Source organism: Streptomyces sp. NBC_00654, assembly GCF_026341775.1.
Lineage (GTDB): Bacteria > Actinomycetota > Actinomycetes > Streptomycetales > Streptomycetaceae > Streptomyces.
Window position 1 is genome coordinate 23,950 of sequence record NZ_JAPEOB010000002.1, and the last position, 12,501, is coordinate 36,450.

Genomic DNA, 12,501 nt, shown 5'->3' on the forward strand with positions numbered 1-12,501 from the left:
GGAGCCAGGTGCCTGCGCCACATGAGTGGAGGGCCGGCCAGACCCGGTGTACGACTCTCCCCCGGATACCCGGGCGTCGCGGGTTGCATGCCGTGATGGGCCTCATCTGCGCCGGCGCGAGGTCATCCAAGAGACCAGGAGGAACAGCGGCAGGACGACCCCGATCAGCAGCGCGGTGCCGGTGACCGCGCTCAAGAGGAAACGGCCTCCCAACTGCGCGATGCCCTGGTACCAGCCGGCCACGACAGCCATCAGCACGAGGTATCCGCCGATCGCGGTGCCCACGACCTGACGGACCAGTGCGGGCCAGCCCCGCCCGGCCGGGGCAGGAGTCAGCCGTTGCGCGGGCTTCCAGGACTTGGCCGGGCGGCGTCGGAGGATGAGCAGGCCGAGGCCGAGATAGCCCATGACCAGGAGGTAGCCGGTCAGCATGACCGTGACGTTGAGGCGTACGGGAAGCACGGCAGGCGTCCGATGGTCAGGTGGGATCCTGAAGCAGGAAGTGCCAGCCGCGCACGAAGGTGTGCCAGCCGAACCACAGCCACAGGGCGAACAGGGCCCAGCGCCCTGCGGGGTAGCGCATGACGGCGTTGGTCGCGTCGCTGAGGGTGGGGAAGCCGTCCTCGGGCCGCAACAGACCGACGCCCTCCCAGGCGAAGATGGCGCCGAACAGCGCGGCCCAGACGAGGTAGCCGATCACCGGATGCTCTGCCAAGGGATCTCTCCTGCTCTGATGGGGTTATCGGTGGCTGTCAGGTCGATGATCGGTCACAGCGGGCTCGGCGCTGCGGACCCGGCGCGCGCGTCAAGCCGCAGGGGAGGAACCGCCCGTCCATGACACGGCCCGACGGCCAAGGGCCACCGCTGGCGGCCGATGGGCCGAAACCGTCCCCGTCGTCCGCCGACGGGCCGACCTCTGCAACGCAGGAGTCCGGAGTGTCGGTGCGGCGGCTGGTGGAGCGGCTGCCCCCGGACAGTTACCTCGCGCTCAGCCACTCCACCGAAACGCCCTTCACACTTCACCACCTATAGATAATCGACATCGTCGGCGAGCGCGGCGTGGAAGCCGTGTGCTTCGCGGACACGCGTGGGTCGCAGGTCGAGATCGTGCAGAACATCGGGCGTGCGCCGCGCCCGAATCCGGACGGGACCATGAAGGTCACCAGGATCATCGTGCCGGTGTTCCTGGAGCCGGGTGAGGACCCCGGTGACATGGTTGCCTCCGCCTCGTTCGCACCGCTTGTGGCCCTCCTCCAGGGCCTCCGCTCACACGACGCCCACCTGTCGAGCAACTGGCTTCGCGTGCCCTGACACGGAGCAGCCGGGAGCGGCCGGTGCACGTTCGGCGGGATGGGGACGGGCGGATCGTCCGGGCCGCGGGTGAGGGTGAGGTCGTCGCCATGGAGGACGGGACCGAAGCGGTGGTCGAATCGGCGCTGCTGCACTTCTCGACACCACGTGACCCGGCGACGATCGCCGTGTTCCTGCGCACCCGGGTGTTCCGGCCGGAGTCGCTGGTGTGGCTCGAGGGATACCAAGCCTACGACGATGTAGGGGGAGCACGAGATCGCAGGGCTGTACGCGGTGCCGTACGACGCTGCGACCAAGGTCGGGGTCACCCGGTTCCCGCTGGGACGGTGGGTCCACCAACAGCGGCGTGCAGCGGGCCGGTGAGCTCGACACCCATCGCAAGGAACTCCTCGACGAGGAGGGGATGGTGTGGGAACCGGGGAGAGACGAGGCATGGGAGGCGAAACTTGGGCAAAGACCAGGAACGGGCCTGGACACACGGCGAGCAGCTCGCCGCCATCGACAAGGACTGGAACTGCCCATGGCCACTCGACTGGCAACGCCACTACCGAGTCCTCGCCGCACTCACCGACGCCGAGGCCGGCGGAACCTCCCCGACATCCAGGCCGGTGTGCTCTTCGAGGGTGACGATCTGGGGAAGTGGCCGGCGCAGCAGCGGAAGGCATACACCTGGGCGCAGCTGAGCGGTGAGCAACAGGAACGCCTCGGCGGGCTCGGTGTGACACCCGACGAAGCTGCCCCCGCTCCAGTGACAGCACGCACAGCGAAGGGGACGGGCGGGCTGTCGGCGCCCTTCCGGCGAGGGGTTGCGGCGCTCGCGCAGTACCTCCAGAGGGATGGGCACGAGCGGCCGGTCCCGGGGAAGCACGCGGAGCCCGTCGAGGTCGACGGCCAGGAGCACGTGGTGAAGCTCGGTGTGTTCATCAGCAACACCAAAACCCGACGCCACCGACTCACCCAGGAGCAGCGCGAGCTCCTCGCCGGGCTCGGCACGGAATGGGCGTGACACCGGCCGTAGCCCGCCGCTGAACCGGAGGAACGGCACTCACCTCATAAGAACTCTCGAATCTGAGACGACGTCATCCACCATGAGATAACGCCTCATGCCAGCGAAACCAGACGATCAGTACCGCTCCGACAAGCAACACCAACCCGAGAGATCGCCCCGGGCGGGCGGATTCTGGTGATGGTGCCCACGTTGGACCTGATCGTGCAGAGTGCCCAGTCCTGGCGGCGGGTCGGGCACCGCGCGCCGATAGTCCCGGTCTGCTCGGTGGACAAGGACGAGGTCTGGAGCAGTTCGGAGTGCGCACCACCGCCAACCCGATACAGCTCGCCCTGTGGGCCGGGACCGGGTTGGCCACCCGACGGCCTGTGGAACGACGAGGAGCCCGACTGCGACCCGCGCGACGGTCGCCCGGCTCTCTCACCTGCCCAGTTGGCCACGGTCTGGGTGCTGAGGTTCCCACTGGGCCGTGGTGGCGACGCCTGCCGGCTGCTGGAGCATCTCCACCGGCACGGGCCCGGGCGGGCCGGTGGTTCAGCGATCGCCGGTCCGCCGGTTACTCGTACCGGTACTTCAGTGAATCCGCTTCCGCCTGCTCGATGTCGGCGATCGTCAGCTCCGGTATTCGCAGCTGGGCCAGGGTCACCTCGGACGAGGTCGGCTGGGCGTCCGCCGGCAGCCACTGCTCCGGCTTCCAGGCCCCGCTGCGCAGGAGCGATTTGGGGCAGTGCGGGTAGACCTCCTCGATCCCCAGCACGAGCGCACTGGCCGGCGGCTTGCCCACGGCGGTCAGCTGCGACAGCAGCTCCGGGCGGGTGGAGACGCAGGCCCGGCCGTTCACCCTGAGCGTCGTGGTGCGCCCCGGGATGATGAACAGCAGCCCGGCCCGTCCGGTGGCGATGACGTTCTGCAGGGTGTCCAGGCGCTTGTTCCCGGTCGCGTCCGGTATCGCCACCGTCCGTGCGTCCAGGACGGCAACGAAACCGGCGGGGCCGCCGCGCGGGGAGACGTCGCAGTTGCCCTCGGCGTCCGCGCTGGCGACCAGGACCAGTGAAGAGCAGCCGATCAACCGCTGGGTCTGTGCGGTGAGTTCGGTCATCTGCTTGCGAACGGCCGCGTCGCTGGGGAGTGCGTAGGCCCGGCGCAGCGTCTCCTTGTCGGGCACGGCGTCGAGGCGGAGTGAGTCGAAGGCGCTGAGGGCGAGGGGTGTTTTCATTGCTCCGGACCTTGATAGGGCCGACCTGCGATTGATCTTGGTCGGCGAGTACGGGGACATGGTGACGTTCGCGCCTGCTGATCCTGCGGAACTTGACCGCCTGATGGTCACACGCCGATGAAGCTCACTGTTTCCGGCATGTCCGCCCGCCCGGTGCGCAGCCGTGGCGCGCCTTCCTTCTCGAATCCCACCGAGACACCGCAGAACAGCACGAGCCCGTCTTCGGCTCCGACCATCCGGCTGACAGTCCTGCGATACATCGTCCACATCACCTGGGGGCAGCTGTGCAACCCTTCCGCCCTCAGCAACAGCATGACCGTCTGCAGATACATCCCCGCGTCCGCCCACTGCCCGGGGCCCATCGTCCGGTCGAGGTAGCAGAACAGCACGACCGGTGCCCCGAACGCGTCCGAGTTCAAGGCGGCGATCTTCATTGGCCTGTCAGGGTCGTCGCGCTCGATGCCCAATGCTTCGTACCGCTGGGCGGCCGCGGCGGCGAAGCGGTCCGTATACGGTGAGGCCAGTTCGGCCGGGTACATCGGATACTCCCGCTCGTCGCCCGGGTCGCCCGCCAGTGCCCTGGCCGTCGCGCGCCTCTTCAGTTCGGCCAGGGGCTCGCCGGCCACGACATAGACATGCCACGGCTGGAGGTTCCCGCTCGACGGGGCCCGCGCCGCTGCGGTCAGCACACGTTCGAGAACCTCTTGGGGCACCGGCTCATCGCTGAACGCCCGCACGGCCCGGCGGCCGTCCACGGCTTCATACACATCCACGTGCTTCTCGTCCTCCCACTCGACGTAGCTCGACCTGCCGGTCGGTAAATGATCTTCGCCGGTCCCGGATCGTTGCGGTTCAGCCCCTCCTCGACGGTACGGAAGGTGACCACGGGGCTGTCGGCCGGGTTGCGGGCACAGTGTCCTTCGTCGCCAGCGTGTCGCCGGACCAGCAGAGCCGGTAGAGGTCGACCTCCGTCAACAGGTCGCGGCCGGATCGGTAGAACTCGCAACGGACGCCGGGTGGCCGGGGTGCGGAACGGGCGTGGTCGGGCGGGTAGGGGTAGGCGTGGGCCGGCAGCGAGGAAGCGAGTTCGGCGCGGGACCGGCCGGTGGTCAGTTCGTCGAACCGGGACGGCGGCAGCACGCTGGTTGTCAACTGCCAGGCCAGGTAGACGGCTGAGGGTACGAAGAAGGCGGCTGCGACGGCAGGAGCCGCGAAGGCGGCGGCGGAGCGGCGACGGGCGGCGTTCCGTACGGAAGCGAGCCGCTTGACGGATTCCGGTACGACGGCATGCGGGGCCGGGCGAGCGGATCCTGCGTGCGGCCCGCGGGGTGCGGGCGCCGTCTCCGGTTGCGGCGTCGGCGTTCCCGGGCGGGCCGCGACCTGGTGCGGGAGGACGGCGGTGACGCGGAATCCACCCTGGTACGGGCCGGTCCACAGGGAGCCGCCGAGTACCGTCACCCGCTCCCTGAGCCCCGTCAGGCCCCGGCCACCGGCGCCGGTCATCGGGCCTTCGGCCGCGAACGCCGGCCGGTCGGCCGGCGGAGCGGCGTTCACGACGTTCACGCGGGTACGGTCGGCCTCGTGCGAGATCCGCACCCGGATCTCGCCGTCCGGCGCGTGCTTCACCGCGTTGGTGAGTGCCTCCTGCACCGCCCGGTAGATACCCCCTTGGACCAGGGCGGACAGCATGGGCATCGCTCCGTGCTGCTCCCAGCGCACCGGCACTCCGGAGGCGGCCGCCCGCCCGAGGAGGTCCTCGACGGTGTCGGTGACGGGCAGGCCCCTTCCGGGCTCCGTTCCGGCCGGGTCGTGCAGAACCGCGACAGTCTCGCGCAGTTGCTCCACGGCGTCCGCGATGGTCCCGCGCAGCTCGGCGAGGTCGGTGCGGTCGCGGTCGGTGAGGTCGGGAGAGAGTTCCAGGGCGCCCGCGCGCAGGGCGACCAGACTCAGCACATGCCCGAGAGAGTCGTGCATGTCGGCCGCGATGTCCGCGCGTTCGGTCAGCCGCGCCCGCTCCGCGACCAGGTGCTGGCGCTCCTCCAGGCTCCGGGCCAGCCGCCAGCCCTCCCGTACGAGTTCGCGTCGGCCGCGCCAGTGCCGTCCGGCCAGCCACGGCAGCAGGAGAGCGGCGGGCAGCACGGTCAGCGCGTAGAACCACCACACGGCCTGCGTCCGCAGCACCGCGCACGTCGCGAGATCGGCGGCGAGGCAGCCGGCCAGCACCAGGAGCGGGCGCCGAGCCGCGGTGACCCGGGCCCCCAGCAGACAGCTCAGGGCGGCCAGCGAGAGGACATGGGCGTTGGCGGGGGTCGCGGGGTCGGCCATGCCCAGCGCGCACAGTCCGTTGACCAGGACGACCGCTGTGCCCGGCCGGCGGCGGGACAGCGGGACGGCCACCGCCAGTACGGCCAAGGGGAGGAGCAGGTCCTGGACCGGCGAGGCTGCCACGCCCGCGTCCCTGAACCCGTAGCCGGTGGCAGCGGCGAGCACGCTCCACAGGGCCACGTCACCGCACACGAGTCCGGCCGGGGGCATGTGTATGTACGGCATGGTGCGTCGACCGTCCTTCTGGTGGATGTCCTCACCTTCCCGGGTCGATTCTGCGGGACGGGCCGGACGCGCGGTGCGAGAGTAGGCCCGGCGAGGGCTTCGGTCCGCCACCGGCGTCGGAGTCAGGCGTCCCGTCGACGCAGCACGTACAGACCGGTCAGGTGCGCGGTCGCGGCCCACGCCGCCACGATCAGAACCGCCGTCACCGGCGGGTACGGCGCCTCGGCCCCGAGGCGCATGAATCGGTCCCCGGCGCCGTACGGCAGAAGGTCGTTGATGTCTGCGAGCGTCGGGCCTCCCAGTCCCAGGAGGATGCTCGGCAGTGCCCACAGGAGTGTGACGAGGATCGAGAGGGCGCCTGCAGGATGGCGCGTGGCGGACGCCACTCCGACGGCGAGCACGGCGACCAGCGCCTGGTAGAGACCGATCGCGAGGACCTGCAGGAGGCTCGGGCCGGCCGCGAAGGAGGCCCGTCCGTCGAACCCCGCCCAGGCCACCGCCGTACCCAGGATGACGAACGTGGTGCCGGCGACGAACGCGACCACGGCCACCACCAGGGCCTTCGCGCCCTGGACCAGATGCCGGCGGGGCACCGACAGCAGGGAGGCCCGCACGCTGCCCGTCGAGTACTCGGAGGTGACCGCGACCGTGGCCAGGACGACGACGGTGAACTGGACGAGGACGGCGGAGGAGGCTGCCGCGTTCCCGACAGGCTGGACGGGATGCTCGTTGATGCGGGCGATCGAGGCGTAGTAGTAGGTGAAGACACCGGTGATCGCGAGGCCCGCCAGAAGACAGAGATAGGGACCTCGGACGGACGACAGTTTGGTCCACTCGGCGGCGACGGCGCCGGCGAAGCCTCCGGGCGCGCCCCGGCCAGGAGTGTCAGGGACGGGCCGCGGCGGGTCCGTGCGCCTGACGGGCGTCGTGGGGAGGGTCACGGTCGTTCTCCTTCGTTCGGCGCCGCGGACGCGGCGGTCGTGTCCGCGGCGCTGCCGCCCGTCGTGTACTCGACGCTGCGTGCGGTCAGGTCCATGTACGCCTGCTCCAGCGAGACCCTGACGTCGCTCAGCTGGTGCAACCGGACTCGGCAGTGGTGGGCGAGGTCGCCGATCTCGGCGGCGGTACGGCCCTCGACGGCGAGTTCGCCGGACTCGGACGTCTCGGCGGTCACCCCGTCAGAGGTCATGAGGCGGCGGACCAGCGTCGCCCTTTCCTCGGGGTCGGGCACCACGGCGCGCGCCGACGCGGGAGAGGCGGCAGCCAGGAACTCGGTCATGGAGGTATCGCTCAGCAGCCGCCCGCGTCCGATGACAACGAGGTGGTCGGCCGTCAGCTGCATCTCGCTCATCAGATGGCTGGAGAGGAACACGGTGCGTCCTTCCGCCGCCTGGTCACGGACGAGCCGGCGAATCCACCGCACGCCGTCCGGGTCGAGGCCGTTGACCGGCTCGTCCAGAACGAGCACCGGCGGATCACCGAGCAGCGCGCCCGCCACCCCGAGCCGCCCGCTCATGCCGAGCGAATACGTGCCCGCCGGCCGACGGGCCGCCTTGGTCAGGCCCACCCGTTCCAGCACCTCGTCCACGCGGCGCAGCGGGATGCCGTTCGACCGGGCCTGGGCGACCAGGTGCGTGCGGCCGGAACGGGCCGGGTGGACGGCCCGGGCATCCAGCATCGCGCCGACCGCGCACAGTGGCCTGCGCAGGTCCGCGTAGGGCCGGCCGGCGATCAGGGCCTGCCCGCGGGTGGGATGGTCCAGGCCCAGGATCATGCGCATCGTGGTGGACTTCCCGGCCCCGTTGGGGCCGAGGAAGCCGGTCACGCGGCCGGCCCGGACATCGAATGTCAGCTCGTCCACGGCGAGGGTGCCGCCGTAGCGTTTGGTCAGTCCTCGGAGAGTGATCACGGAATTCCTTCGTGTCGGTCACGGCGGAGTACAGCTCGCGAAAGGTGACGGCGGCGGTGACGGGGGCGCGCATCGACGTGCGGTCGGCCCGGATCGACTGCTTCGTTTCCCGTACGGAAGCGACGCTAGGAGTCCGCAGTACTCACTCCCATCGGTCGAACGGCAGCGGCGTCCTGCCTTTCGTCAGGGGTGCCCTCCGCCCCCGGGCGGATCTGCGGCACTCGACGTCCGCACGGCGGCGCACCGGCCGTAGGCTCGCCGCGTGGAAGAGACGACACCCAGCAGCCGCCAGGTCCGTGTCCTGGTGGCCGACGACGAGGCGATGGTCCGAGCCGGAGTGCTGGCCGTCCTGGCCAGGGACCCGCACGTCGAAGTGGTGGCCGAGGCGAGCAACGGGCACGAGGCCATCGCGCTCACCCGCCAGCACCGGCCGGACGTGGTCCTGTTGGACATCCAGATGCCCGGCATGGACGGGCTGGCGGCGGTCGCGCGGCTCCACCAGGAGTCGGCCACGGTGGGCGTGATCATGCTGACCACCTTCGGCCAGGACGAGTACATCACCCGCGCCCTGGAGGAGGGCGCCGACGGCTTCCTGCTGAAGGCCGACGACCCGAGGGAACTGCTCAACGGTGTACGGGCGGTGGGCGCCGGGGGCGCCTACCTGTCCCCCAGAGTCGCCGGCCGCGTCATCACCGGGATGCGCGCCCACCGGGCGGCACACCCCCGCCGCCCGTTGGAGCGGCTCACGGAACGGGAGCGCCAGGTACTGGCCGGACTCGGGGCCGGACAGTCCAACGCGGAGATCGCGAGCAGTCTGCATCTGGTCGAAGGCACGGTGAAGGCCCACGTCAGCGCGGTGCTCTCGAAACTGGGCGCCCGCAACCGAGTGGAGGCGGCCATCGTCGCGTACGAGGCCGGCCTGGCGCCGTCACGCCGCGCCTGACCCGGTGTCAGCGTGCCCACTGCCGATCCGTCTGAGATGTTCAGTGCTTCCTGCGACCGCTCTGACCGGACTGACGACGGAACAGGTTGAGCTGAGAACGGCGCGGGAGACAGCGACGCAGAAACGGACCCCGTGATCACCACGTCACGCTGTTCCCTCGACCGCTCCCGCGGTATGGGGAGAGGGCCGCGGGAGCCATCGGATGGACGCGGCGTTCTCCGCCTGGGTGCCGAGGCGGCGGGCCCGGGGGGATGCCGAGCGTGGTCCTTTGCAAGACCTGCGAGAGGGACACGAGGCGTCACTGTGCGCGCAGGCGAGGGGGTGGGTCACTGGTCGCCGTATTCCATGACCTTCCAGCCCGCAGGCCTGTCGGCAACGGGTGAAATGGATACCACGGACGGCGGATGAAAAGTGAGCCACTCTGCGATCTCTTGATCATTCTGGCTTCAGGGTCTCTGGAGCGGGAGGAAGAGAGGGTGATCCTTGTGGAGGACTGGGCTGAGATCCGCCGGTTGCACCGGGCTCAAGGACTGTCCGCGCGGGCTGTTGCCCGACAGCTGGGGATTTCACGGAACACGGTGCTACGGGCTCTTGCTTCGGACCGGCCCCCGCAGTACCGGCGGGCGGCGAAGGGGTCTGCGGTGGACGCGGTGGAACCTGCGGTCCGGGAGCTGCTGCGGCAGACCCCGACCATGCCCGTGACTGTGATCGCGGAGCGAATCGGCTGGGAACGCGGGCTGACGATCCTGCGGGACCGGGTGCGTGAGCTGCGGCCGGTGTATCTGCCGGTGGATCCGGTATCGCGGACGGTCTATCAGCCCGGTGAGCTCGCGCAGTGCGACTTGTGGTTTCCGCCGGTGGATATCCCCCTCGGCTACGGCCAGAGTGGACGCCCGCCGGTCCTGGTCATCGTCTCGGGCTACTCACGGATGATCACCGCCCGGATGCTGCCCTCCCGGCAGACCGGCGACCTGATCGACGGTCACTGGCGGCTGCTGGCCGACGGCTGGCAAGCAGTCCCCAGGACGCTTGTCTGGGACAATGAGGCAGGCATCGGCAGAGGAAAGCTGACTTCCGAGTTCGCGGCGTTCGCGGGGCTGCTCGCGGTGAAGGTCCACTTGTGCCGGCCCCGTGACCCGGAGGCCAAGGGCCTGGTGGAACGCGCGAATGGTTACCTGGAGACGAGTTTCCTGCCCGGGCGGACGTTCAGTGGCCCCGACGATTTCAACACCCAGCTCACCGGCTGGCTGCAGATCGCCAACCGCAGGACCCATCGTGCAATCGCCGCTCGGCCGACGGACCGCTGGGAGTCCGACCGGGCCCAGATGCTCCCGGTCCCGCCGGTCGCCCCGCCCCACTGGTGGCGCTTTCAGACCCGCATCGGCCGTGACCACTACATCCGGGTCGATACCTGCGACTATTCCGTCCACCCCCGGGCGATCGGTCACCGCGTCCTGGTCCGTGCGGACAACGAGGACATCACGGTCACCCTCACCGATACCCCCAGCGCCGGTGCCGGGACGGAGACGGTGGCGCGGCACCCGCGCTGCTGGGCCCGCCACCAGACGCTCACCGACCCCGAGCACGCCGAGGCGGCCCGCCTCCTGCGCGGAGAGGTCTGGCATCAGCAGGCCGCCCGAGCGGCCACCGCCCATACTGCCGCCCTGGCACCGAACAACCTCGGCGTCGAAGTCGAACAGCGCGAACTGGACACCTACGACCGGATGTTCACCCTCATTGAGGGCGGCGGCGGGAAAGAGGAGGCGGACACCTGATGCCCCGCACCCCAGCGGCCGGCTCCCGGCCAGGCCCGGCGAAAACCGCGGACAAAACAGCGCCCACCGGCCATCAGACTGCCTCGGACCTGGCATTTCTCGCCCGCGCGATGAAGGCACCCACCCTGCTGGACGCCGCCGAACGTCTGGCCGAACGCGCCCGCGCCGAGTCCTGGACCCACACCGAATACCTGGTCGCCTGCCTGCAACGCGAGGTGTCCGCCCGCGACAGCCACGGCGGCGAGGGCCGCACCCGGGCTGCCCACTTCCCCGCGATCAAGACCATCGAGGAACTCGATGTCGCCCATCTGCGCGGTCTGACGCGACAACAGCTCGCGCATCTGGGCACACTGGACTTCATAACGGGCAAAGAGAATGTGGTCTTCCTCGGCCCGCCCGGAACCGGCAAGACCCACATCGCCACCGGCCTCGCCGTCCGCGCCTGCCAGAGCGGACACCGCGTGGCCTTCGCCACCGCTTCCCAATGGGTGGACCGCCTCGCCGCAGCCCGCCGCTCCGGGCAACTCCAGGAAGAACTGGTCAAACTCGGCCGCGTCCCCACCCCCACCGACAACGACTGACAACCAACCAAGACCGCAAAACGGCCCACAATTCAACCGCCCAAACTGGCCTCAAATTCGGCCGTTGCCGACAAGGCACCTCCCGGACTTCGAATCCCGGGGCCAGAACCTGGTGCGCGTAGACACCAGTGTTGCTCTCCAGGTACTGCCGGCCAGTGCCAATGCTCGGGTACTTCGTTTGTCCCAGAGGACCACCGGCTCCAGCAGGCAGTCATCGGGGCAGGATGGTGCAGCGTCCAAACGAGTCCGCCACCCCACGATGGGACCCGACGCATGAACGGCGAGCCCCCGTGCACAGGGCTGTGAAACCTCACCTGAGCCCCGTGGGTGAGGCATCACGTGCTCGGGGCGTGGCGTCTGGCGGTGGGAGTTCCCTGGGCCCGCCCGTCCCGGTTCAGCGCCGGATACGAACGGTCACCCGGATCGTGCCGGTCGTGCTCACTCCGCCCCCGATGGCACCGGCCAGGGCGGCGGCGGTGTCGTGACCGGTCAGGGCGAGGACGACCACGGCGACGATGGAGGCGAGCCCCGTCACGGTCGTCAGCCAACCGAGGAGCTCGCCGGCCCCGGTCGGGAAAGCTGTCCCTGGGACGGGCCTTCCAGGCAGAGTCGAACTTCGCGGCTGCCAGTGCCGCCGCAGGCGTCACAGGCGTCAATCCGGAGCAGCTCAAGCCAGTCTCCGTTGCCGACCGGGTCATCGCTTGTCTTGAGATAGGCGTAGAGGGTCGACCCGCTTCCCTTCTTCAAAGGAAAGTTGGGCCTTCATGCTGGCGAGGGCAGGGCTTCTCCCGCGAAGAGGTGGAAGCTGGGCCCGATGTGGGTCCGGTATGCAGGGGCCCGCCTCGAAGAGTCCAGTCCTGGCGGCGGGCCCCGGACCCAAGGGGCCACCTTGAACCTATCCCCCGTCGGCGACGACATCACCGCGGCGACCGCCGATCCCAGCACTGTGCCCATGCCTGCCGTAACGTTCGACTTGCTCACCGGCTTCGTCTTCGTGGCAGCGCTGGTCGAACTGACCGAGCAAGAGACGAACCCGGAGCAGCACGAGCAGCTCGCCACACTCGGCATCGACCGGGCCACAGCAACCCAACTCCGGTCCCCGGGGCAGGTCCGGTGCCAGTGACGGAACGCCAGCGAGTGCCCGGTAGGTGTCGTGCCACTGCTTTCGGGCGGCTCTCCTTCCCCATCCGGCCACTGGTGGGCCGTACCC

At 70.0% G+C, this 12,501-nt stretch carries 12 protein-coding genes and 1 pseudogene; 5 read left to right on the forward strand and 8 right to left on the reverse strand.

The annotated features are described in order from the left end of the window. Positions 1-102: 102 nt before the first annotated feature. On the reverse strand, positions 103-462 hold the full coding sequence (locus tag OHA98_RS20250) for a DUF6256 family protein (RefSeq protein ID WP_266927992.1): 360 nt from the start codon (positions 460-462) through the stop codon (positions 103-105). Between the two features lie 16 nt (positions 463-478). Next, entirely contained in the window at positions 479-715 is a 237-nt protein-coding gene (locus OHA98_RS20255; protein WP_266927994.1) for a DUF6186 family protein, read from the reverse strand. A 320-nt stretch (positions 716-1,035) separates the two neighbouring features. Here OHA98_RS20255 and OHA98_RS20260 point away from each other — a divergent pair. After that, positions 1,036-2,317 (forward strand): annotated as a pseudogene (locus OHA98_RS20260) (Helicase associated domain protein); the annotation flags it as partial. A gap of 556 nt (positions 2,318-2,873) precedes the next feature. On the opposite strand, the gene OHA98_RS20265 reads toward OHA98_RS20260, so the two are convergent. The 5 genes from OHA98_RS20265 to OHA98_RS20285 all read right to left on the reverse strand — a co-directional run bounded on the left by OHA98_RS20265 (position 2,874) and on the right by OHA98_RS20285 (position 7,992). Next, a complete protein-coding gene (locus OHA98_RS20265) occupies positions 2,874-3,533 on the reverse strand; it encodes an MSMEG_1061 family FMN-dependent PPOX-type flavoprotein (RefSeq protein ID WP_266927995.1) in 660 nt (219 codons plus the stop codon). A gap of 107 nt (positions 3,534-3,640) precedes the next feature. Next, positions 3,641-4,306, reverse strand: coding sequence for a nitroreductase (locus OHA98_RS20270; RefSeq protein ID WP_266927996.1), 666 nt, complete (start codon positions 4,304-4,306; stop codon positions 3,641-3,643). Between the two features lie 79 nt (positions 4,307-4,385). After that, on the reverse strand, positions 4,386-6,083 hold the full coding sequence (locus tag OHA98_RS20275) for a sensor histidine kinase (RefSeq protein ID WP_266927997.1): 1,698 nt from the start codon (positions 6,081-6,083) through the stop codon (positions 4,386-4,388). Between the two features lie 122 nt (positions 6,084-6,205). Further along, on the reverse strand, positions 6,206-7,024 hold the full coding sequence (locus OHA98_RS20280) for an ABC transporter permease (RefSeq protein WP_266927998.1): 819 nt from the start codon (positions 7,022-7,024) through the stop codon (positions 6,206-6,208). Then, complete coding sequence (locus tag OHA98_RS20285; protein WP_266927999.1) at positions 7,021-7,992, reverse strand: ATP-binding cassette domain-containing protein; 972 nt, start codon at positions 7,990-7,992, stop codon at positions 7,021-7,023. The genes OHA98_RS20280 and OHA98_RS20285 overlap by 4 nt, the downstream gene beginning before the upstream one ends. Before the next feature lie 262 nt (positions 7,993-8,254). Here OHA98_RS20285 and OHA98_RS20290 point away from each other — a divergent pair, with 262 nt between their 5' ends. The 3 genes from OHA98_RS20290 to OHA98_RS20300 all read left to right on the forward strand — a co-directional run bounded on the left by OHA98_RS20290 (position 8,255) and on the right by OHA98_RS20300 (position 11,291). Further along, positions 8,255-8,935: a response regulator transcription factor gene (locus tag OHA98_RS20290; protein ID WP_323179609.1), complete on the forward strand. Its 681-nt coding sequence runs from the start codon at positions 8,255-8,257 to the stop codon at positions 8,933-8,935. Between the two features lie 476 nt (positions 8,936-9,411). Further along, positions 9,412-10,710 carry an IS21 family transposase gene (gene istA / locus OHA98_RS20295; RefSeq protein WP_266922051.1) on the forward strand — a complete coding sequence of 433 codons (1,299 nt, stop codon included), beginning with the start codon at positions 9,412-9,414 and terminating at the stop codon, positions 10,708-10,710. Next, positions 10,710-11,291 (forward strand): ATP-binding protein, encoded by a 582-nt coding sequence (locus OHA98_RS20300; protein WP_323179610.1) that lies wholly within the window; start codon positions 10,710-10,712, stop codon positions 11,289-11,291. The genes istA and OHA98_RS20300 overlap by 1 nt, the downstream gene beginning before the upstream one ends. A gap of 394 nt (positions 11,292-11,685) precedes the next feature. On the opposite strand, the gene OHA98_RS20305 is transcribed toward OHA98_RS20300, so the two are convergent. Further along, entirely contained in the window at positions 11,686-11,826 is a 141-nt protein-coding gene (locus tag OHA98_RS20305; RefSeq protein ID WP_266928000.1) for a hypothetical protein, read from the reverse strand. Positions 11,827-12,180: 354 nt separating this feature from the next. On the opposite strand from OHA98_RS20305, the gene OHA98_RS20310 reads away from it, so the two are divergent. Next, positions 12,181-12,414, forward strand: coding sequence for a hypothetical protein (locus OHA98_RS20310; RefSeq protein WP_266928001.1), 234 nt, complete (start codon positions 12,181-12,183; stop codon positions 12,412-12,414). Positions 12,415-12,501: the final 87 nt, after the last annotated feature.